The organism is Paeniglutamicibacter sulfureus (genome assembly GCF_039535115.1).
Taxonomy (GTDB): domain Bacteria; phylum Actinomycetota; class Actinomycetes; order Actinomycetales; family Micrococcaceae; genus Paeniglutamicibacter; species Paeniglutamicibacter sulfureus.
The window spans coordinates 2541296-2561390 of sequence record NZ_BAAAWO010000001.1 but is presented as its reverse complement, the minus strand read 5'-3'; the positions used below and the strand labels follow the sequence as shown (position 1 = coordinate 2561390).

The window sequence follows — 20095 nt, the reverse complement described above, 5'->3', positions numbered from 1 at the left end:
AAAGACATGAAAAAAGATGTAGTTGTCCCGGCCCTTGGATTCGTTGGCATGCTGCGCTGGACCTGGACCCAGCTCACCAGCATGCGCACCGCGCTCTTCCTGCTGCTGCTCCTGGCCGTGGCCGCGGTGCCCGGTTCACTCTTTCCCCAGCGCTCGGTCAACCCGGAGCAGGTGACCACCTACCTGACCAACAAGCCGACCACCGGCGAATGGCTCGACCGCTTCCAGCTCTTCGACGTCTACTCCTCCGTCTGGTTCTCGGCCATCTACCTGTTGCTGTTCATCTCCCTGATCGGCTGCATCCTGCCCCGCGTGAAGAAGCACGCGCAGGCGCTTCGCACCCCGCCACCACGCACCCCCTCACGGCTGAACCGCCTGCCGCAAAACGGCACGATCCAGATCCAGCCGGCCTCCGAGTCTGGTCTCAGCGACGGGGAAATTGTCGAGCGGGCCGCGAAGCTCCTGAAAAAGCGCGGCTACCGCTCCGAAGCCCGTACCGAGGGCCCGACCCCGTCGGTGGGTGCGGAACGCGGGTACACCCGAGAAATAGGCAACCTGCTGTTCCACATTTCCTTGGTGGGGCTCCTGGCCTCGGTGGGAATCGGAGGGGCCTTCGGCTACAACGGGCAGCGGCTCCTGGTGGAGGGGGACACCTTCGTGAACTCCCTGGTGTCCTACGACGCGTTCACTCCCGGGACCTGGTTCCAGGAAGACTCCTTGGACCCGTATTCGGTCAAGCTCGAGAAATTCAACGTCACCTTCGACCGCGAATCCACCACGCATTTCGGCCAGCCGATCGACTTCACCGCCGAGGTGGAGACCCGCCGTAACCCGAATGCCGAACCCGAAAAGGAAACGATTCGGGTCAACCACCCCCTGCGCATCGATGGCGCGGACATGTACCTGGTCGGCAACGGGTACACCCCGGTGGTCACCGTGCGAGACGGTGACGGAAACATTGCCTTCAGCGGCTCGGTGGTTTCGGTGCCCCAGGACGGCATGTACACCTCCCTCATGGTCATCAAGGCTCCCGACGCCAAGCCCGACCAGCTGGGCTTCCAGGGTTTTCTGCTGCCCACCGCCATGACCGACGAGACAGGGTTCTCCATTTCCGGGGACCCCAACGCCATCAACCCGCAGCTCCAGCTGAATTCCTACTATGGGGACCTGGGGCTGGACGACGGCAATCCGCAAAACGTCTACGTGCTGGAAACCGACCAGCTTACGGAGCTGAACAACAGAGACCTTGAGGCCGGAGGCATCGTGCTGGGCGCCGGGCAGACCTACGAATTGCCCGACGGCAAGGGAAGCATTTCCTTTGACGGGCTCAAGCGCTTCATCGGCGTGGACATCGCCTACGACCCGAGCAAGCGCCCCGTGGCGGTCTTTGCGGCCCTTTCACTGCTGGGCCTGGGCATCTCGCTCTTTACCCCGCGCCGCCGGGCCTGGGTGAGAATCAAGACCTCCGTTGACGGCTCGGGCCGTGAAGAGCGGGTCATCGAATACGGATTGCTGGCCCGTGGCGAAGACCACGGGCTTGAGTCCGAAGCCAAGGAGCTGCGCAAGCTTCTTGAACAGCAGTGGCCCGCCGTTCAGCGGGCCGGAGTCTAGGAGAACCTATGGAAAACGACATGCCCACGATCAACGTGGCCCTGGGGCAGTACAGCGACCTGTTCATGTTGCTCGCCGCGATGGTCTACGCATCCGCCTTCGTGGCATTTGCGTGGGACCTTGCGAAGTCGAGCAAGCTCATCCAGGAAATCGACACACAGGCGGTTGTTTCTGAAAAGAAGGTCCTGGTTGCTGCCGGAGCCATCGCGCCGCCCCCTTCGGGGACCCCGGACAACGCCTTGGTCAACGATTCCATGACCTACACCGCTGCCTCGGCCAAGCGGATGGCGGCCAAGGTCGCGGTCTCGCTGAGCTGGCTGGGCGTGCTGCTGCAGGGCTTTGCCGTGGTCTCCCGCGCTATCGCGACCGGGCGCGTGCCGTGGGGCAACATGTATGAGTTCCTGTCCACCGGTTCCTTCCTGGTGGCCCTGGTGTTCATGCTGGTGCTGGTGAAGAAGGACCTGCGCTTCATGGGCACCTTCGTCATCGGCCTGGTCACCGTCATGCTGTGCGGCGCCACCATGGGCTTCCCGACCCCCGTTGCCCACCTTGTCCCTGCCCTGCAGAGCTACTGGCTGATCATCCACGTCTCGATCGCGGTCTTGGCTTCCGCACTGTTCACCATCACCTTTGCGATGAACGTGCTCCAGCTGCTCCAGCACACGCGCATGGATGCCCTGGCCGCCGGAAGGAAGGACAAGATGCCGTTCATGCGCCTGGTCCCCGGCGCGGCTCCCTTGGAAAACTTCGCCTACCGCATCAACGCGGTCGCCTTCGTGATGTGGACCTTCACCTTGATAGCCGGTGCCATTTGGGCCGAGGCCGCCTGGGGCCGCTACTGGGGCTGGGACACCAAGGAAGTCTGGACCTTCGTGATCTGGGTCGTCTACGCCGGCTACCTGCACGCCCGGGCAACCGGCGGCTGGACCGGCGCACGCTCGGCCTGGCTGAGCATCATCGGTTACCTCTGCCTGGTCTTCAATTTCACCGTCGTGAACCTCTACTTCAACGGACTGCACTCCTACGCCGGAGTCTAAACCGCCTTCCGCGGGAACCAACGCGGGTATGACAGTCCGCCGAAGCGTGCATACACTCAGGATCCAGATGACGTTCTTGGATTTCGTCTAGTGGTGGGTGTCGCGGCGGGATGCATTCGGCTAAGAGTCCCACCGCGACCCCCCGCACCCAAGAGGTTAACCCGGTCCTTGTGAAACAGGGCGCCCGCTTGGGGCCGCAGCGAATTACGCATTATTAGAAGTGCTTTTTGACCGCTGTCGCAGGAGATTATCCAGAATATTTCTGATGTGAACTTGGCTACCATCGTTCCAGTTCAGCGTAACTGGGCCCTGTCAAGCATAGCGCAGGTCAAGGACCCGCTATGAGGGAGAACCCATGTCAAAAGAACCAAGGCCTCCGTCGATCCTTGCGGATCGACGGAGGCCTTGGAACGCTTGCGCTTAGCCCTTGAGGGTGTAGTACCCGTAGAGGGGGTTGCGAGTCACATTGTGGAGAAGCGTGTCCGTAGTCGGGTTCTGTGCGCCGATCATCTTGCCGCCGCCGAGGTAGATGCCGACGTGGCCGCCGCCGTTCTGGAAGACCAGGTCGCCGGGCTTCGGAGAGCTGGTGCGGACGAACTGGCCGGAGGCGCGGATGGCGGAGGTGCCGCGGGCGATGTTGATGCCGTGTTTTGCGTAGACGTACTTGACGAAGCCGGAGCAGTCCCAGCCCGACGGGGTATTGCCGCCCCATACGTAGGGAACGCCCTCATACTTGGCGGCGGTTGCAGCAATGCCGGAGAGGTTCGCGGTGTTCATCGAATCGCTCTTGGGCTTCGGGGTCGAGGCTTCCGGCGCACTGTCGCGGTTCGAGCGGGTGACCGGCGCGTAGGCATCAGAGTCGTTGTTGGAGCGAGCCATCGGAGCGGTGTCGTTGGACCGCGTCTTCGTCGCGGTGCTGCTGGGGGCAACTTCCTTGGCCACGGCAACCACGACGGGAGCAGGGGCAGGCTTCGAGGTGAACGCCGCGCGCTCGATGGTCAGGTCCTTGGACGCCGAGACCGAAACGGCCTTGACGGCTACACGCTCCGGGCTAAGCCCTTCAACGGGAACGGCGCTTGCTTCGCGGGAAACATCGCCCTGGGCCGGAACACCCAAAGTGAGGACCAGGCCGGAGGCGGCGGCAACGACTGCTGCCTGGCGGCCAACGGATCCGGCGTTCGAGGCGACTGCCTTCGAGATGGATTCGAGCGGGTTGATCCGAACCGGGGTCGCGCGGTGGCGGCCCAATGCTTGACGTGTAGTCACGTGGTAATGCCTCTCCTGATGCCTGCGAGGTGAGCTGTCGGGTTCGAGTGGGAGTCACTCGGCAATCCGGCCGCCAGGCCGAACCACTTAACCCCAAGGCTTCCTGGTGTGGAAACCGAAAGTGGGTCCCCCGCCACTGCCAAACGAGTAAGTGAACGGACACCGTGGGCTGGCAGTGCTCGGCACTTCCCGCGGCGGTGAACAGGGTTGATCCCCGATCACTTACTTAGAATATATGAAGCTAATCCACAAGTCACGTTTTGGTCACGGAACAGTGACAATTGCCGTTATAACCAAGCCTCGGGGTTTACCCACTTGCCGTTGACGATGACCTCGAGGTGGACGTGGCAGCCGGTCGAGTTGCCCGTGGTGCCGACAAGCGCGACAACTTCTCCGCGCTTGACCTTCTGGCCCACCGACACCTTGAGTGCCGAATTGTGGTTGTAGCTTGTCTCCAGCCCGTTGCCATGGTCGATCTGCACGCGATTGCCGGAGTGGCCGGCAAACTCGGACTGCACGACAGTGCCGGCGGCACTGGCCTTCACAGGGGTCCCGCACGCGGCGCCGTAGTCCAGCCCGTTGTGGTTCATGAAACCCGGGCCGGTCGGATTCTTCCGGAACCCGAAACGCGAAGTCAATCGCACGGTGTCCAACGGTTGGGCCAGGACCCCGCCGCTTTCGACTTTGGTGACATCGCCGCCGGAAGCGGTCACGACCGTTGCCAGCTTGTCTTCCTCGGTGAACTCGCTGGTCAGCGAGGCCCGCTCGATCTTGACCTCGTCATTGGCCGGGGCCTTGACATCTGCGACAGCAGTCTGGGCGACGCGCTGGGTCTCCGAGGCAATTTCCTCGACATCCTGCCCCGGGGTGACGGCGGCGAATGCCAGACCGGAAACGGCTGCGACTGCTGCGATCATGTGCGCATACCCAAGTCGGGGGCGTTGCGTCCGGGGCTCGAACTTCAGGACGTTGTCCAGTTCGTCGACTTCGGCCGGAGCTGCAACCGAAGTCGTGGGAGCAACCAGGGGAGTAGGGATTTCGGTGGCGGCAATGCTTGCCGCGTCCGGGGATGCGCCGTAGCGCAGGCCCGCCGCAAAGCGGCGGCCAAGGTACTGCATGCTATCGGGGGCCTCGACGGAATCCGGGACCGCGCTCAGGGCGCGTCGACCGGAACGTCGGGCAGTGCTTTCACCGCTCAGTGCGGTGTCCGCGATCTGCTCTAGTGAACCTTCAGCAGGCGAAGCATCAACGGGGCCGGAAGCACGGCGGCGCCCGGGAGTGTGCTGCTGAGTCAAATGTCTACCTCTCATGTATCGCCTGCGAAGTTAGCTGTCGGATTCGAGTCATGAGATCAACTCGGCTGAGCCTACATAGTGGACTCAGCTTCACCCCAAGATCCGTGGTCCAAGACCAGGAACGGTTGAATGGGTCCTCCGCCCCTACCGGGAATTCTTGCTCCGCGATCCGCCGGTAGGGTTATGCGAACCGGATCGGGACGGATTTGCGTAAGTGAAACCCAACGTGTAACTCTACCGGGGTATATAAAAAAGTTACAATTCCGTTATCAATCCATGCGGCGGACAAACGCGTGGTCCCGGGCTTCGGGCGAAAGTGAGGTCATGGGTTTCATTCGCGAATACGGCCGTCGAACTCGCCTACGTCTGGTTCCGTTCTTCCCCCTTTCCGGGTGTTCATGTGTCAGAACACGTCCAATCCCGCCTTGGTACTACATGTGTGGCAGCAACGGATCGCCGAAGTGATAGGTGAAGAGTAGGGAAAGGGCGACATAGCGGTTGTGAGGTTCATCCGTTTCATGGGCAGCCCCTGGAAGAAGTCCTCATCTACGCAGACGACCACGCATGCTGCTGTTGACCGTCGCGTAATTTGACGATGAAGCCGCCACCGAGTTTGACGACGAACCTGCCATAGAAACGCCTCGCCAGGATGATCTTGGCGAGGCGTTCGTGGTCATGCCGGCGGGCTGGTCGGCAGGGGTGCCGGTTGGGTTATTCGCTGAATTCGCTCACCGCCGACTGCGCCGCGGATTGGTCCACGATCGCGCCTTTGGCCGAGCGGGTGGCCATGAGTGCGGCCAGGGCCAGGTTGTTCACGGTGCGCGGGTAGCCACGGGACGCCTGATGGATGACGGTGATCGCATCTTCGGAGAACAAGGGATCAGTTCGGCCTGCGAATCCAAGATGTCCCTTGATGTAGTCGCTGGTGTCCTCCAGATTCATCCCGTTGATGGTGAACCGGGTCCCGATCCGTTGGTCCAGGGCGGCCAGCACCGCCAGTTTCAACCGGCGCCGCAGGGTGGGTTGACCGATGAGCAACAACGCGAAATGCGACTCCGTATCCATGCTGACGTTTGAGAGCATCCTCAATGATTCGAGGTCTTCGTTGGTCAGCAGGTGTGCTTCATCGATGACAATCACCGGCAGGCGAGAGCGTTCGTCGAGTTCGCCGGCGAGCAGGGCCGCGGCCTGCGCGGCCAGGGCTCCGGAGAAGAAGGAGGGCGTGGCCCCCAGCGCGGTCACAATCGCTGCACGGATCCCGCGGATCCCGATGGTCGGATCCGGGACATAGATGATTTGGTGGCGGGATGGTTCCAGGTGCGCCAGTGCGGCGCGGGCCGCCACGGTCTTCCCGGCCCCGACTTCCCCGGCGATCACTCCCATGCGGCGCTGGTCGATGCACCAGGAGATGCGGGCGACCGCCTCGCGGTGCCCGGGGTGCTGGTTCAGCGCCGCCGGCGGGATATCACGGCCAAAAGGAAGCCGGGAAAAACCAAAATAGCTTTGCAGGCTATCGATCTGGCTCAACGGGCACGCTCCTGGATCTCGGCGAAGCTGATCGGTGCGGCCGTGAGGGATTCGCGGTGCCGGGTGGCGACCAGGTCCAGGTAGTTGATCCCGGTGCTGATGTTGGTTGCGGAGTCGTTGTCCTTCACGGCGTTGGTGACCTTGGAATGCACGTGCCGTCCGATATCCAGTGGCCGGGCCGTCCCCGCCGGGTTTCCCTCGTGGTTGTTCACGGTGATTTCCCCGTCCAGGTCGAAGGGGTCATAGATCAGTTCCACCTTGGTGCCGGCCAGCAGCGGGTCGACCTCGTAGGTGTTTGAGTGCAGGGATACGGTCCCGGTCTTGGTCACCGTGCGGACATCTGACCAGAGGAACGCCTCACGGATCTCGGCCAGGGATTTGCGCACCGGGGTGCGGTGTTCCCAGGATGCTTCCCATCGGGCCAGGGGCGTTTGCCCGATGCTGGTGTGTTGTTGGTGGTGATAGACCATGTTCACCCATGCGGTGAACAGCGTGTTCAACTCGTGAAGGGAGCTGATCTGCGAGCCGGCCTCCGGGTCGGTGCCCGGGAGCATGGGTGTGTCGGTGACCGTGATTTCACCGAGGAACTGGCTGGTGACCGTGTTGAAGAAGCGTTCGATCTTGCCCCGTCCCTGGGGCCGGTAGGGGGCCGAATGCACCAGCCTGATCCCGAGTTTGGCGCACGTGCGCGCCAGCGACTTGTCACTCATGGCGGCCCCGTTGTCCAGGTAGGCGACCTCGGGGATGCCGTGGGTTTGCAGGGCCGGACGCAGGACCGCCGAAAGCCGGATGGCATCCTCGGCATAGGCCCAGCGGGCGGCGGTGACCATGCGGGAGTGATCATCAAGGAACGCGAACAGAAACGTCTTTCGCCCACCGATCCGTGGCCCGTGCAGGGCATCACCGACCCAGATCTCGTTGGATTTCTCGGTCTCGAAGCGACCGGTGGCGACCGGGCGGGTGCCGGTGGAAATGTTCCGGGCACGGAAGTAGCGCAGCAGCGTGGTCTCCGAGGGTGCCTGGCCCATGGCTTCGGTGATGATCCGCTTCACCTGCGCGGCGGTGCGGTTGGGTTTCTCCCGTTTGAGGGTTTCGGCCAGGCTCAGCACGGTCGAATCGATGTAGGGGGCGCAGGCTCGTTCGTCCGGTTTCAGCCCGTCAAACCCGTGGTCCCACCACGCTTTGATCCAGCGGTCCAGGGTTTCGCGGGAGAAGCGGCGGGTGCCACCGAAGGGCCAGGGATGATCAACCTCGGCCAGGGCCCGGACCAGGGGTCCGCGCTGGCGGGAGCTCAACGACCGATCCGCCGCGGCCCGCACGATTTGGTAGCGGAACAGGGCGATCTTCTCACGGTGCTCCTTGCGCATCAAGGGGGTGTTGGCCCGCGGGGCAGGGTTGGCCGGCACCGGGGAAACGACCACCGCCGGCTGCGGCAAGGCATCCTCGCCACCGGTGCTCTCCATGGGGGCCTGCGGCGGCACGGCGGGTGGTCTCGGCGGGGCAGGGACAAGCTGATCGGGTAGGTGAAGCGAGGCACTGATCATCGAAAAGGTTCCTTCCGGCGGGGTGAAACATGGACCCATGTCCTCGCCGGAGATCCGGAAACGACACGTGAACCCCACCTTGGCCCAGTTAGGCTTCCTGCGGCAGGGCGGGCTGGTGTTGCACCGCCTCGAGACGCTGGCGACCGCTGAAGAACCATGGGCCATGCCCGGCCAGGGCGGCAACAGGCCACGTCACGTTGGCGACCGGGGCTTGGCCGGGGATTGCCCCGTGGTGGTGGGCCAGCACCCGGGCATGGGCCATGAGCATGCCCAGCGCGTTGGCCGCGGCCGTGGGCGCCGGAGTCGGCCAGAATCCCAGGGACTCGGCGGTGGCGCGGTGCACCCGTGCGGTGAATTCCGTCAGGATCGCCGGGGCGTTGGCCCTGAAATCCCGGATCCATCCGCGGACGGTGGTCTGCGGGCGGCCCAGCTGCGCGGCGATTTTCCGGTGCCCCGCTCCGGAGACAATGCTCGATTCCACGGCGTGCGCGATCACCGCAGCCGCATCGGCTCGACGGGCGGTCAACGCCACCGGCAGCAGGATATGGGTGCTCTGGCACTGATGGCAGCGGGCCCTGCGTGGCAGAACCCGGCGGTTCACGACCGGCACCTGGTATCTGATGATCCGCTCCCGCCCAAACCCCCACGGCTTCAAGGATCCACTGCACCGGGGGCAGCTCAGCGTGCGGGAGAAGAGCTGGAATTCGACAGCGGCGGGATCGTGGCTTACGGTGAGCACAGCGCGACTCGTTTCGCGTCAGAACGACCTGGTGCGGCTTCGAAACTGGCACCGGGTCGTTCGTCTTTAAGATCTGGATCCAAAAATCCAAGAACTAGGGTCTGTCGTCAGCCTGACGCCGCCGACGAAGAAGGTCAAGGGACAGATCCGGGAACGTTGAAGAAACCGTCTCATGGTCAGGCAACGCGACTACCCACGGTCATCCACTGCGACGCGCAACAGCTGCTTGAATTGTCGATGCGTGTCTATGTTTCCCTTTCGTGCGGACCCTGGTATCCGCCCGCACAAGAACCAACATGGAGGTGAAAAGATCGGCCAGGACGGGTGCTTCGACTGGAAACGACGCTCTGATAAGCTCTTTCTAGGCGACTGCAGGTTTTTTGAACGGAGCTTGCAGTCGCTGTAACGGTGAGACCTAAATCCTCTGGCCGGTGCACGCTGTGGGACTCGATATTAATCGGGTCCCACATGCGTTTATCCCCCACCACATCCTGCCGGCCTGGGCGGTCTCGGGAACCGGACGATGGAGGTGCTCTCCAGCACCGTCGGGGACGCGCCGCACTGCGGTGAATCTGAACGCTGACAAGAGCCTGACAACATCGTTGTCCCGGCACTGCCGCCCACAGGGGCCATCCACTGAGACCGAAAAACGCCCAAATTCCCGTTATCCCACTTAGATGCGATGACGTCATCTGTTGAGCCCGACGCGGCGATGCAACCTCGAAGCAGCGAACCTAGCCGCGGCATTTGCCTGTTCTTAGGTACCTGACTAGGAACTGAAAAGCTCACTCATATCCAGTCCCTTCTCCCGGAGAAGCCGCCGTGTTCTTCGATGAAACATTCAACTTCCCACCTGCTGCACGATCCCGCAGAGACCTGGGTTTGACTGCCGGCCCCCAAGGTGAAATCCATTACGACCAGCCCCCATCCTGACCGAAGGGGGCGGGGAACGCCCCGGGCGGAGAACCCCGCCCTGCTCATCGGATGGATACTTACGGGGACGGGAATCCTGTGCACCGTCGCGGGATTCATTCTGATGATGCTCTGACCCAGCTCCGCGCGATTCCGCAGTCGTCCGGGATTGGGTCTGGAACTGGTCCTGGCACCATGGAATCCGCCAGATCGGGGGTGTCGGCATAATCATAGGAAAACATCCACCTCGGTGTTCACAAATCCAACTGCGTCGCAAACTCAACGGTGCGTCGGCAAAGAGCACGGTAGCGATGTCTCATAACCCATCGCTACCGGACGTCGCGCAGGTCCAGCCTCGATATTGGCCGATTTCACAAAGCCGCCCCTCTAATGCCGCAGGAAACCGCATCAGCCCAAGCCGTGACGCACATACCCCAGGGGGGTATTTGACAATATACCCATTGGGGGTATCGTTTGAGGTATGGAAAACATCGCGCTTCCCCTCGACGAGCACGTCGGGCACGGATATACGGCCACCAAGGACGCCCTGACGAAGCGACTCAGCCGCATCGAAGGCCAGGTTCGCGGCGTCGGCCGCATGGTGAATGAGGACAAATACTGCATCGACATCCTCGCGCAGATCTCAGCCATCAACGCGGCTCTGCACAAGGTCAGCCTCGGCCTGCTGGAAGAACACGTTTCCCATTGCGTCGTGAATGCCGCGGAACAGAGCATCCAAACCGGGGACCGGTCCTACGTGGACGAGAAGGTTTCCGAGGTCACCACGGCCATTGATCGCCTGCTGCGCTAATTCGCAACACGCGTTTCCATCTCCCCCACAAGGAGAACCCATGAGCAACGAATCAGGCTCCGGTTGCGGCGGCTGCGGCTGCGGAAGCAACTCAAACGAAGGCCTCACCATCACCGCCAAACCTTCAGAGGAAACCATGAACCAGAACAATATCACCCTGAAAATCGACGGCATGACCTGCAGCCACTGCGTCTCCTCCGTCACCGAGGAACTCAACGAGGTCCCGGGGGTCAGCAACGTCGAGATCATTCTGGCTGCCGGAGGCACCTCCACCGCCGTCATCACCACCACCTCCGCCATCGAGAACTCGGTTCTCGAAGCCGCAGTGACGGAGGCCGGCTACACGCTCATCTCCGCTAGCGTCTAAGCATCTTCCCCACTCACCCCAGGGGCAGAGGTGCGGACCAGATATCCGGATTTCCCCCTGGACTTTCAGCGTGAACGACACGCGGAGGTGCGCCGGGCCTAATCTACGGCCTTAAAAGACGCCGCGCAGGGCCGTTGCGATGGGGTGGTACCGGTGAGGGTAGAACAAGATGGAACGTCCGCCGGCTGCAGCCGTTGATAGCTGAGATTTCTTCAATTGTTGAGTCCATGCCCTTGGGCCGTCAATTGTCCAGATAGCGTCTGGACAATTGAATTGGAGTCACAATGCACTCAGAAATTCTAGCTACGCAGAAAAATTGGGGGATGTCCTGGGGTGGGTATCGTATCGGAGCCCCAATTGAGAACGTTCCAGTGGTTGTCCGAGAGCCGCATCACAAGGGGGTAAACAGCTTTAGCCTCATCTGGTTCCGCGTATGCCACCTGTAGGCATATCTGGATGAACATACAGAAGTTCTGTATCCAGTGCTATGAGCCGAGGGGAAGCTCCAATAGCGGCAGATGCGACATCGAGCGAGATGTGCCACTGCTGGGCACTTCGCAAGCGGCGGCCATACGAGTTTCCGGCCACCTCGTTTGGCTGTGGATGGCCTGACATTTCATCGCAGGCGTGTCCACCCACCCACAGCACTGCACTTCTCCCACCGCCCCGACGCACAGACTCGCCACACCCGCTACCGCGCATGGACGACTTGCGTGGACGGCGCCGTGGATGAGCCGGCCGGAAAGCCCTGGGGGAGCGTTGATCAGCTATCCGGCGGTTCCAGGGCCCCTGGGTACTCGCTCGCTCGCACCCAGGGAACCGGGCGCCCCGCTGCGCGGTGCGGCTGTTGACCTGATCCGCCTTCGGCGGATCAGGTGCCGGCCTAAAGGCCGTCCCCTTTTTTTGGTTGCTGTCCTTCGGAGTTTATGGCCCGACAGCAAGGGCACAAGCCCCTTGCTGCGCTGCGGGGCCAGCCCGGCAAATTCTGTGTCCGGCGCTGCGCTTATTTCCTCACAAAGAATTGGCCGGCCTGCCCTGCGGGTTGATGCTCCTTGGTGCTCGGTCCGCTTCATTTCATTTCGCCAGCAACCAAAAAAACGCGGGGGAGAGACAAAGAGCGCGGGGCTGGTTCCGCGATCCCCCTCACCCACCGATGGAGGAAAACAACCATGAACACCCAACGCATCGCTTACGCCGCATGGACCGATTTCTCCGAACCCTGCGACGGAGCAGCGCGCGCCCTGCTGGCCGCAGTCGGTCCCGAGAAAGGACTGGCGATAGTCGAACAGGACGCGACCATGACCGACTCGGAACGCGAGATATTCAACAGCCACAAGAGCACCAACGAACGAAACCTCGAGGACGCCCTGTACGTCTGGAAAGGCAAATACCGGGGCCGCGAACACGCCCAGGCAAGCCTCGCCTTGATCGAGCGTCTAGGCGGGGGATTCCTGACCCCCGAGGACGAAAACTGGCCGACCGCTGGCAACGACCCCCGGTCCAACCCGATCGGCCTCTGGTGGCGCGGAAACATGGAAAACGGGATCCCCGAAACGCACCGAGCGCTGGCCATCGTCGGCTCACGAGACGCCACCGAATACGGACGCCAAGCAACCGCTGAAATTTCCATCCACGCGGCAAACAGCGGAGTAACCGTTGTCTCCGGTGGAGCCTACGGAATCGACGCCGCCGCACACGAAGCCGCGCTCAGCGCCGAAAACAACGAGTGCCCAACCATTGCTGTGATGGCAGGAGGCCTTGACCGGTACTACCCAGTCGGCAACGCCGATTTGCTCGCGCGCATCGCCGAAAGGGGAACCGTGCTCAGCGAATTAGCGCCGGGCAAAGCACCGACGCGCTGGCGCTTCCTCGCCCGAAACCGACTCATCGCCGGGCTGACCGGCGCAACCGTCGTAACAGAGGCGCGCTGGCGCTCCGGGGCAATGACCACCGCCAACCATGCCAAGACCATGGGGCGAAACGTCGGAGCCGTGCCGGGCTCGGTATTCTCTGCCAATTCCGCAGGAACGCACCGCCTCATACGAGACGGAGTCGCCGACCTCGTCACCACCGGGGCCGAGGCATTGAACTTGTTGGATACCAACCACTAACCACGCAGTGGGGGAGGGGCACGCCGTATCGGGTGCCCCTCCTTTTTCGTGGTGGTGCGGGCGGCCTCCGCCGCCAGCTCCCCCGGCCGCCGACGCTGCGCGATGGCCAGGTCCGGCATCATCGCGTCTTGTACTCACGCACTCGTTTGAGTGAATGAGTAATGCATCATCTACTCCCGGCGGAATGCCGGGGGTTTGAGGGAGTCCTGGGCACTCGCTCGCTCGCACCCAGGAACCGGACGCCCCGCTGGCGCGGTGCGGCTGTTGACCTGATCCGCCTTTCGGCGAATCAGGTGCCGGCCTGCGGCCGTCCCCTTTTTTCGGTTGCTGTCCTTCGGAGTTTATGGCCCGACACCAAGGGCACAAGCCCCTTGCTGCGCTGCGGGGCCAGTCCAACAAATTCTTTGATCGGCGCTGCGCTTATTTCCTCACAAAGAATTGGCCGGCCTGCCCTACGGGTTGCTGCTCCTTGGTGCTCGGTCCGCTTCATTTCATTTCGCCAGCAACCAAAAAAACGCGGGGGAGAGACAAAGCGCGGGGCTGGTTCCGCGATCCCCCTCACCCACAGATTGCTTCAAGCGAACCGGCAATCATGGTAGGCCATGAATAGCATGGTCCTACGGCTAGTTTCCACTACCTAGAGAACGAGGACGAAGACGATGATTTCCAACGAACAGCTCCAGGCCGTTCTTGACGAGCACGTTCCGGCAGAACTCCAAGGAGACTTCGAACTGCGCGCCATTTGCCATTCCATTGCAGCAATCCGATATCCGGTGAGCCCTTCTGAGGCAAGACTCTTTTCCTCACCAATTCTGATGCCAGCCGACAGCCCAGAAGAAGAGGACTACTTCAAGGACACCGGCATGATCCTCTTGGAAGCCTGCGACCAGCGCCTCACGTGGCGAATCGGCGAGATCCAGGACGCCGTTTTGGGCATGTTCTCAATAGAAGAAGAAGCTAACCCTGTAGCAGAGCAGTAACCACGCTGTGGGGGAGGGGGCGCCGTTTCGGTGTCCCCTCCTTTTTCGTGGTGGAGCGGGCGGCCTCCGCCGCCAGCTCCCCCGGCCGTCGACGCTGCGCGATGGCCAGGCCCGGCAACATCGCGTCTTGTACCCACACACTCGTTTGAGTGAATGAGTAATGCATCATCCACTCCCCGCGGAATGCCGAGGGGCCGGGCGGGGGAGGGGCGCACCGAACAGGCGTGTGCCTCCCCTTTTCCTGGTTGCGCGGGCGGCCTCCGCCGCCAGCTCCCCCGGCCGCCAGACGCTGCGCGCAGTACAGTGACCACTGCACGCACGGGTCTCTCGGTATCTAGCCTGGGTGTGCTGGCCACTTCGCAAGCGGCGGCCATGTGCTGACCTTCGGTCATGATGGCGCGGTGCGCCACTGCTGGCCACTTCGCAAGCGGCGGCCATGTGCTGACCTTCGGTCATGATGGCGCGGTGCGCCACTGCTGGCCACTTCGCAAGCGGCGGCCATATGCTGGCCACTTCGCAAGCGGCGGCCATATGCTGGCCACTTCGCAAGCGGCGGCCATGTGCTGGCCACTTCGCAAGCGGCGGCCATATGCTGGCCACTTCGCAAGCGGCGGCCATACGAGTTTCCGGCCACCTCGTTTGGCTGTGGATGGCCTGACATTTCATCGCAGGCGTGTCCACCCACCCACAGCACTGCACTTCACCCACCGCCCCGACGCACAGACTCGCCACACCCGCTACCGCGCATGGACGACTTGCGTGGACGGCGCCGTGGATGAGCTGACCGGAAAGCCGCGGGGGAGCGTTGATCAGTTAGCCGGGGGTTTGAGGGAGTCCTGGGTACTCGCTCGCTCGCACCCAGGAACCGGACGCCCCGCTGGCGCGGTGCGGCTGTTGACCTGATCCGCCTCCGGCGAATCAGGTGCCGGCCTTCGGCCGTCCCCTTTTTCGGTTGCTGTCCTTCGGAGTTTATGGCCCGACACCAAGGGCACAAGCCCCTTGCTGCGCTGCGGGGCCAGCCCGGCAAATTCTTTGATCGGCGCTGCGCTTATTTCCTCACAAACAATTGGCCGCACCTGCCCTGCGGGTTGCTGCTCCTTGGTGCTCGGTCCGCTCATTTCATTTCGCCAGCAACCAAAAAACGCGGGGGAGAGACAAAGCGCGGGGCTGGTTCCGCGATCCCCCTCACCCACAGATTGAGGAAAACAACCATGAAAAGCATCAAAGCAACCACCATGGCCGAGGTCACGGCAGTCGCCATTCACGGAATTGGCTTCATCCCCACCTCGTCGGTGGTCCTCATGCTGACGAACGACAACGGCCTGCTGGCCACCCTGCGCGTGGATGCCAGCCCCGAAGCACCCGCCGAGGAATGGGCACAGCAAATCACCACGTACGTTCACCGCGTGAGTGATGCCAACAGCGTCATCCTGTTGAGCTTCGAGAACGAAAAGGCCATGACCACCCAGCAGTTCCGCGCGTTGGGCGACACCTTGGCCCGCGCGGGATGCCCCGTCAGGAACTCGGTGCTCATCACCGATGGATGGGTCATGGACTACGACGGCGATTCCACCGACGCGGTGGAATTCTCCACCGTGGCCGAATCCAACGCGGCACTGGCCTTGATGTTCAGCACCAACAAGGCCGCCAAGATGGCCGCAGACATTCCGGCCTGCACCACCCCGGCAAGCATCAGCGACCTCGAGAAATTCATCAACGACGCCCGTCACATGGGCTTCGAGGACGCCGAAACCCGCGCCGTGGTGCGCGGCACGCTGGCCGACATGGTCGGCGGATACCGCCACAACGGGAAGGTCAGCCCCGAGCACGCCGCATGGCTGGCCGGAATCTGCACCAACAAGAACGTGCGTGACCTGCTGTTCGCCTCGCTGGCCACCACCAGTGACGACGCCGGAACGATTAGCGCCGTCCTGATGGGGGAGAAAGCACCGGAAGATTGGGAATTCTTCCTCACGGGTGCCGACGCAGTCTATACCGCGCTGGAATTCATCCCCGAAGCCAGCCGCACCGACCTGCTGGCCGGAGTCGGATGGGCACGCTGGATCGACGGCAAGGGAAGCGAAGCCATGAAATTCCTGGCCCTCGCGCTCGTTGCCGACCCCGAGCACCGCCTCACCACCCTGTTGATCAAAATGATCAACACCGGCGAACTCCCGAGGTCAGCCAGCACCAAGCGCTAACCCAACCACCAGCTAAGTGGGGCGACGTTCCAAAACGTCGCCCCACTTAGCTACACTCACACCCAAAAGGGAGACCCACACATGAGCATCGACATGACCTTTACCCACCACCCCACGCAGCTCCGCAACGAATCCCCCTGGGAACCGCGGCTACAGATTTCGGCGGCGGCCTCCTCCGCAAGCTCCCCCGGCCGCCGCACCAGGGCGCTGCGCGCCCCGGACACCCCGGCACGGGGAAACCACGACTCCTTCACCCACCAAGGCACCGCGTACGAACTCATGCGCCTTTACCCCGGCGACGAACCGGCCCAAGCCGTGCCGCACCACCGGGCCACCGCAGAGATCCCCACCAACAGCGGCAGCCTGATCCTTCCGGTCGAAGTCACCGCCCGGACCACGCACCTGGTGCACATCGCGTGGATCGATGACACCGGGGAACTCATGGGCACCTGGTGCCCCACCGATATGGTGAGAACAGAACAAGGACCAAGGAACCAGGAGTAAACGATCATGGACGACGACAAGACCCCCGAAGCAGTGCAGGAAGCCGACACCGCCTACGACGCACTGCGCGCCCTGGCCCACCTCACCCGGGCAACCCACCCTGCACCGGACGTGTACCGGATCCTGGGGAACCTCAAAAACTTCGGCAACTTCCTGCCCCAGATTTCCAACCAACTCGCCCAAGGGCTCGTGAAATCCCTCGAGGAATACGACGTCACCGAATACGAGGGCAAAGACCCCGCCGCCAGCGTCGCCCTGGCCGGAGAACACCTCGCCCGGGCCGCAAAACTGGCCCAGCAAATGGGCGAGGAACTGGCACTGGCACAGAACGCCATCGCCGGGCAGGGATACCGAACCGCCGAGGAACGCCGCCAGCTGGAAGAACTCCGCCGAGCAAGCAACGATGCCTAACCATGGGAATCCTTGACCCGGACAAGTACCAAGGACTACTCAATGCTCCCGACGAGCTGGACAACATCCCGGTCCACCTGACCCGCCACCAAGCGCAGAAATGCGCCGCCATCGTCACCGCCGGCCACGACGGCCACGCCGCCTATGCCGAAGCAACAGTGACCGTCGCCAAGTACCTGCAGGCACTCGCCCTGGACGAACTGCCGGGCCTTTCCCGCACCGCCGCCGACAGTGCCACGCTGTGGCAGATCCTCGATGACTTGCCGTGGCCGGTACCTGGACCACCTGCAGACCAAGCCTCCTGAATCGGGCAAACCGAGACAACAGCGAGAACGCAAGAGCGGGCTATGACGGCCAAAAAAGACATAAGCAAAGTGAGAAGCGACAATGAACCAATTGGGCAGGGACAACACACCGCGCTGGAGTGAAGTAACCCAAGCAGTCAAAAGACATAAGCCATCAGAGCTCTTGCCTAAGCTAGCGTCGATGGCCGCGACGTTGGACAACTACTCACACGATATATCTAGGGGATCAATCTCGCCGTGGGCGATTGCGGCACTGGCGCGGGAATCGATCCTGTACGGCAGCGAGATGCGCTCGAAGCCAGTGACAGAAAAGACGCTTCCGAGACTCTTTAACCTGTTCAATACAGCAGGAAGGACCGATGGGCGATCCCGAAGGGACCTGCAGCTGATCATGGGCGCCTACATGTACGAACAAATCAAGTTCCAAGTATCGCCATTATATGAAATTGCCCGAACCTACTTGTTGTTCGTCGACCAGCAACTCGATGACTCTCGTCTTCCACAGCGCGACTGGCATGATGTATTTGGAATGTCCCTCCAAGAGCGTATGCAGGCTGTTTTCGCGATCGCAGTAGCTATGGAAGAAAACGGGGGGCAGATCTCTTCGACAGATGGGATTCTCCCCGACGACCTTGCCGGAAAAATTGGTCTAACGAATGAGCAGTTTGAACGAACGATTAATGATCTGACAACCACGATTCAACATGCGCGAGATGCTTTTGCTCAGAAGAACGAATTGGGTGAGCTCCAAAAAAGATTCGCAGTCTCACCCCTTGCAAGGTATCCGCTGATTGATCTCCAAAACGGATCTTTGGTTGCTCCCCAGCACTTCTACATTCTTCAAACCATGACCATCGGCAATCTCTTCTACAGGGGCACAGAAACATGGGAGGGCTTCTCCGAGGAACTTGGAAAGCGGGTCGAAGCGTACACCGGTCTACAGCTAGGGTATGCGGGGTTCGATCAAGTCATACCCGAGATTGACTACGGAACTAAGAGCCCCATGCTCTCAATCGATTGGTTTGCTCAGATTGAGGATACGGTGCTCTTGATTGAGTGTAAGAGTGCGAAAATATCAGCGGATGCCATAGCCGGGAGCACCCGCATAGATACAGTTTTGGAAAATTGTATCGGCAGAGCACGTAAGCAGATTAAGACCAGCAGTGAACTCATCCTTAGCGAACACCCGAAGTTCCACGAGATTCCGAAAGACTTAAAACAAATAGGACTCATCGTCACCGCCGAACCTATCCACTGCGCAAATGCCAAGGATTTCCACGGGCACCTTACCGACCCAGGCATTCCATGTCTTGCAGTCTCTTTGAGAGAGTTGGAGAGTCTCACCGCTTTGGGTGCCACCCGTATGGTTCAGGTTATTTGCGACATAGTGAACGACTCGGGCGAGCAAGAGCCTTGGAGCGTCCAGAACGCCATCAATAAATCTCTAAAACCTGAGGAGATTCCGGAAAATCGCCTCATCCTTAAAGCTTACGAAAGATTTGTTCTGCCCAATCTCCCTCACAGCGAGCAAATTGGCACGGGGTGGTCGGAGCATGGAAGAAGTGCTCATATCGGCGGGTGATCGGAAAGCTGCCGTGAACGGGCATCCCGCAATGTGGCGACATGGTTTTCGGGAGGGTTCACGAAGACGTGGATCCTGGCGCCGCGGGTTAGTCCCAGAAACCAGCCTAGGATCTGGCGTGGGATTTTGTTGCCACTAACCACACGGCGAAGTGGATGGGTCGGGTACGCTGTTTCCATGGCACGGGGCGACACGGAGAACGCATTCAAAGCGGCAGCGTTGGCCGACGGTATAGCGCTGACCAGCAACTACCGCTTTCCGTGGATTAATCAAAAGGGGCACTTCGGGCTGCCCGATCACGCTCACTCCGCGGCCGGGCCGCTCCATGGGATTCTATTGGCCCTGGGAGGTGACGCGGCCGCCTATGCCGCGTCAAGCGCCAAGGCTCTGTTTGGTGACCTGCTGCATGAACCTACCGGCACAATCATTGAAGTCGATGAGCATCAACACTTCACGAGCCACCGGCTGACGGCCTTGAATCATTACCCCTCCGGTGCTCCGGTGGGATTTGACCTTACTGAGTACCGGGAGCTGTGCCGGTTGACCTCGGGGTGGGCGGACAAATTTCATGCGACCAAAGTAGCGAAGGGCTTTCCCGGGTTGGCTGGCCGCGCCCGGCAACGGGCCTACTACGACTCGCTGAGGGACCTGTCGGCACCGGCCATGGGCAGGCCGCCGGTGATCCGGGTGCAGGCGATTGATGACGACGGCACACAAGCGTACTCTGCTGCCCGGGTGCGCATTAGGGAAGCCCTGCGTCTCTAACCCATGGTTTCAGCCGAACCAAAGCGTTAATGCCCATTCCCAGGGCGGACCGCTCCGGCAAGTTGTAGCGTTCGCCCGGAGGCGTGCACTAATGTGAGCCGGATGAGTGGGGTCCAGCCCGGACAGC

17 protein-coding genes and 2 riboswitches are annotated in these 20095 nt (G+C 61.7%); of the genes, 12 read left to right on the top strand and 5 right to left on the bottom strand.

Annotated elements, in window-relative coordinates:
- Positions 1-6: 6 nt before the first annotated feature.
- Positions 7-1611, top strand: a complete 1605-nt coding sequence (resB, locus tag ABD687_RS11690; protein ID WP_310291021.1) for a cytochrome c biogenesis protein ResB — start codon at positions 7-9, stop codon at positions 1609-1611.
- 8 nt (positions 1612-1619) lie between these two features.
- Positions 1620-2648: a c-type cytochrome biogenesis protein CcsB gene (ccsB, locus tag ABD687_RS11685; RefSeq protein WP_377700398.1), complete on the top strand. Its 1029-nt coding sequence runs from the start codon at positions 1620-1622 to the stop codon at positions 2646-2648.
- A 420-nt stretch (positions 2649-3068) separates the two neighbouring features.
- On the opposite strand, the gene ABD687_RS11680 is transcribed toward ccsB, so the two are convergent.
- The 5 genes from ABD687_RS11680 to ABD687_RS11660 form a co-directional block, all read right to left on the bottom strand.
- Positions 3069-3914 (bottom strand): C40 family peptidase, encoded by an 846-nt coding sequence (locus tag ABD687_RS11680; protein ID WP_310291023.1) that lies wholly within the window; start codon positions 3912-3914, stop codon positions 3069-3071.
- A 5-nt stretch (positions 3915-3919) separates the two neighbouring features.
- A riboswitch (cyclic di-AMP (ydaO/yuaA leader) is annotated at positions 3920-4085 on the bottom strand.
- A 116-nt stretch (positions 4086-4201) separates the two neighbouring features.
- Positions 4202-5032: a M23 family metallopeptidase gene (locus ABD687_RS11675; protein WP_310291025.1), complete on the bottom strand. Its 831-nt coding sequence runs from the start codon at positions 5030-5032 to the stop codon at positions 4202-4204.
- A 180-nt stretch (positions 5033-5212) separates the two neighbouring features.
- A riboswitch (cyclic di-AMP (ydaO/yuaA leader) is annotated at positions 5213-5386 on the bottom strand.
- Positions 5387-5920: 534 nt separating this feature from the next.
- The gene (locus tag ABD687_RS11670) at positions 5921-6736 is read right to left on the bottom strand and encodes an ExeA family protein (protein WP_310288096.1); all 816 of its coding nucleotides are present in this window, start codon (positions 6734-6736) and stop codon (positions 5921-5923) included.
- Positions 6733-8199 carry a DDE-type integrase/transposase/recombinase gene (locus ABD687_RS11665; RefSeq protein WP_310288092.1) on the bottom strand — a complete coding sequence of 489 codons (1467 nt, stop codon included), beginning with the start codon at positions 8197-8199 and terminating at the stop codon, positions 6733-6735. The genes ABD687_RS11670 and ABD687_RS11665 overlap by 4 nt, the downstream gene beginning before the upstream one ends.
- A gap of 169 nt (positions 8200-8368) precedes the next feature.
- The gene (locus ABD687_RS11660; protein ID WP_310288090.1) at positions 8369-9019 is read right to left on the bottom strand and encodes a DUF6431 domain-containing protein; all 651 of its coding nucleotides are present in this window, start codon (positions 9017-9019) and stop codon (positions 8369-8371) included.
- 1393 nt (positions 9020-10412) lie between these two features.
- Here ABD687_RS11660 and ABD687_RS11655 point away from each other — a divergent pair.
- The 10 genes from ABD687_RS11655 to ABD687_RS11610 all read left to right on the top strand — a co-directional run bounded on the left by ABD687_RS11655 (position 10413) and on the right by ABD687_RS11610 (position 19968).
- Positions 10413-10742, top strand: a complete 330-nt coding sequence (locus tag ABD687_RS11655; RefSeq protein WP_310291027.1) for a metal-sensitive transcriptional regulator — start codon at positions 10413-10415, stop codon at positions 10740-10742.
- Positions 10743-10782: 40 nt separating this feature from the next.
- Positions 10783-11109 (top strand): heavy-metal-associated domain-containing protein, encoded by a 327-nt coding sequence (locus tag ABD687_RS11650; protein WP_310291029.1) that lies wholly within the window; start codon positions 10783-10785, stop codon positions 11107-11109.
- Positions 11110-12278: 1169 nt separating this feature from the next.
- A complete protein-coding gene (gene dprA, locus ABD687_RS11645) occupies positions 12279-13220 on the top strand; it encodes a DNA-processing protein DprA (protein ID WP_310291031.1) in 942 nt (313 codons plus the stop codon).
- 659 nt (positions 13221-13879) lie between these two features.
- Positions 13880-14200 carry a hypothetical protein gene (locus tag ABD687_RS11640; RefSeq protein ID WP_310291033.1) on the top strand — a complete coding sequence of 107 codons (321 nt, stop codon included), beginning with the start codon at positions 13880-13882 and terminating at the stop codon, positions 14198-14200.
- A gap of 1211 nt (positions 14201-15411) precedes the next feature.
- A complete protein-coding gene (locus ABD687_RS11635; protein WP_310291035.1) occupies positions 15412-16401 on the top strand; it encodes a DUF4192 family protein in 990 nt (329 codons plus the stop codon).
- A gap of 81 nt (positions 16402-16482) precedes the next feature.
- The gene (locus ABD687_RS11630; protein ID WP_310291036.1) at positions 16483-16905 is read left to right on the top strand and encodes a hypothetical protein; all 423 of its coding nucleotides are present in this window, start codon (positions 16483-16485) and stop codon (positions 16903-16905) included.
- A 6-nt stretch (positions 16906-16911) separates the two neighbouring features.
- Positions 16912-17316 (top strand): hypothetical protein, encoded by a 405-nt coding sequence (locus tag ABD687_RS11625; RefSeq protein ID WP_310291038.1) that lies wholly within the window; start codon positions 16912-16914, stop codon positions 17314-17316.
- A gap of 2 nt (positions 17317-17318) precedes the next feature.
- Positions 17319-17621, top strand: a complete 303-nt coding sequence (locus ABD687_RS11620; protein ID WP_310291040.1) for a hypothetical protein — start codon at positions 17319-17321, stop codon at positions 17619-17621.
- An 82-nt stretch (positions 17622-17703) separates the two neighbouring features.
- Positions 17704-19203, top strand: a complete 1500-nt coding sequence (locus tag ABD687_RS11615; protein WP_310291042.1) for a hypothetical protein — start codon at positions 17704-17706, stop codon at positions 19201-19203.
- A gap of 177 nt (positions 19204-19380) precedes the next feature.
- Positions 19381-19968: a DUF7255 family protein gene (locus tag ABD687_RS11610; protein WP_310291044.1), complete on the top strand. Its 588-nt coding sequence runs from the start codon at positions 19381-19383 to the stop codon at positions 19966-19968.
- Positions 19969-20095: the final 127 nt, after the last annotated feature.

What these genes read in the sequence shown, in the direction of transcription:
- ABD687_RS11620 (WP_310291040.1), top strand. Translation starts at nt 17,319, where the DNA reads ATGGGAATCCTTGACCCGGACAAGTACCAAGGACTACTCAATGCTCCC.
- ABD687_RS11675 (WP_310291025.1), bottom strand. Translation starts at nt 5,032, where the DNA reads ATGCAGTACCTTGGCCGCCGCTTTGCGGCGGGCCTGCGCTACGGCGCA.
- ABD687_RS11640 (WP_310291033.1), top strand. Translation starts at nt 13,880, where the DNA reads ATGATTTCCAACGAACAGCTCCAGGCCGTTCTTGACGAGCACGTTCCG.
- ABD687_RS11615 (WP_310291042.1), top strand. Translation starts at nt 17,704, where the DNA reads ATGAACCAATTGGGCAGGGACAACACACCGCGCTGGAGTGAAGTAACC.
- ABD687_RS11610 (WP_310291044.1), top strand. Translation starts at nt 19,381, where the DNA reads ATGGCACGGGGCGACACGGAGAACGCATTCAAAGCGGCAGCGTTGGCC.
- ABD687_RS11650 (WP_310291029.1), top strand. Translation starts at nt 10,783, where the DNA reads ATGAGCAACGAATCAGGCTCCGGTTGCGGCGGCTGCGGCTGCGGAAGC.
- ABD687_RS11630 (WP_310291036.1), top strand. Translation starts at nt 16,483, where the DNA reads ATGAGCATCGACATGACCTTTACCCACCACCCCACGCAGCTCCGCAAC.
- ABD687_RS11625 (WP_310291038.1), top strand. Translation starts at nt 16,912, where the DNA reads ATGGACGACGACAAGACCCCCGAAGCAGTGCAGGAAGCCGACACCGCC.
- ABD687_RS11635 (WP_310291035.1), top strand. Translation starts at nt 15,412, where the DNA reads ATGAAAAGCATCAAAGCAACCACCATGGCCGAGGTCACGGCAGTCGCC.
- resB (WP_310291021.1), top strand. Translation starts at nt 7, where the DNA reads ATGAAAAAAGATGTAGTTGTCCCGGCCCTTGGATTCGTTGGCATGCTG.
- dprA (WP_310291031.1), top strand. Translation starts at nt 12,279, where the DNA reads ATGAACACCCAACGCATCGCTTACGCCGCATGGACCGATTTCTCCGAA.
- ccsB (WP_377700398.1), top strand. Translation starts at nt 1,620, where the DNA reads ATGGAAAACGACATGCCCACGATCAACGTGGCCCTGGGGCAGTACAGC.
- ABD687_RS11665 (WP_310288092.1), bottom strand. Translation starts at nt 8,199, where the DNA reads ATGGAGAGCACCGGTGGCGAGGATGCCTTGCCGCAGCCGGCGGTGGTC.
- ABD687_RS11655 (WP_310291027.1), top strand. Translation starts at nt 10,413, where the DNA reads ATGGAAAACATCGCGCTTCCCCTCGACGAGCACGTCGGGCACGGATAT.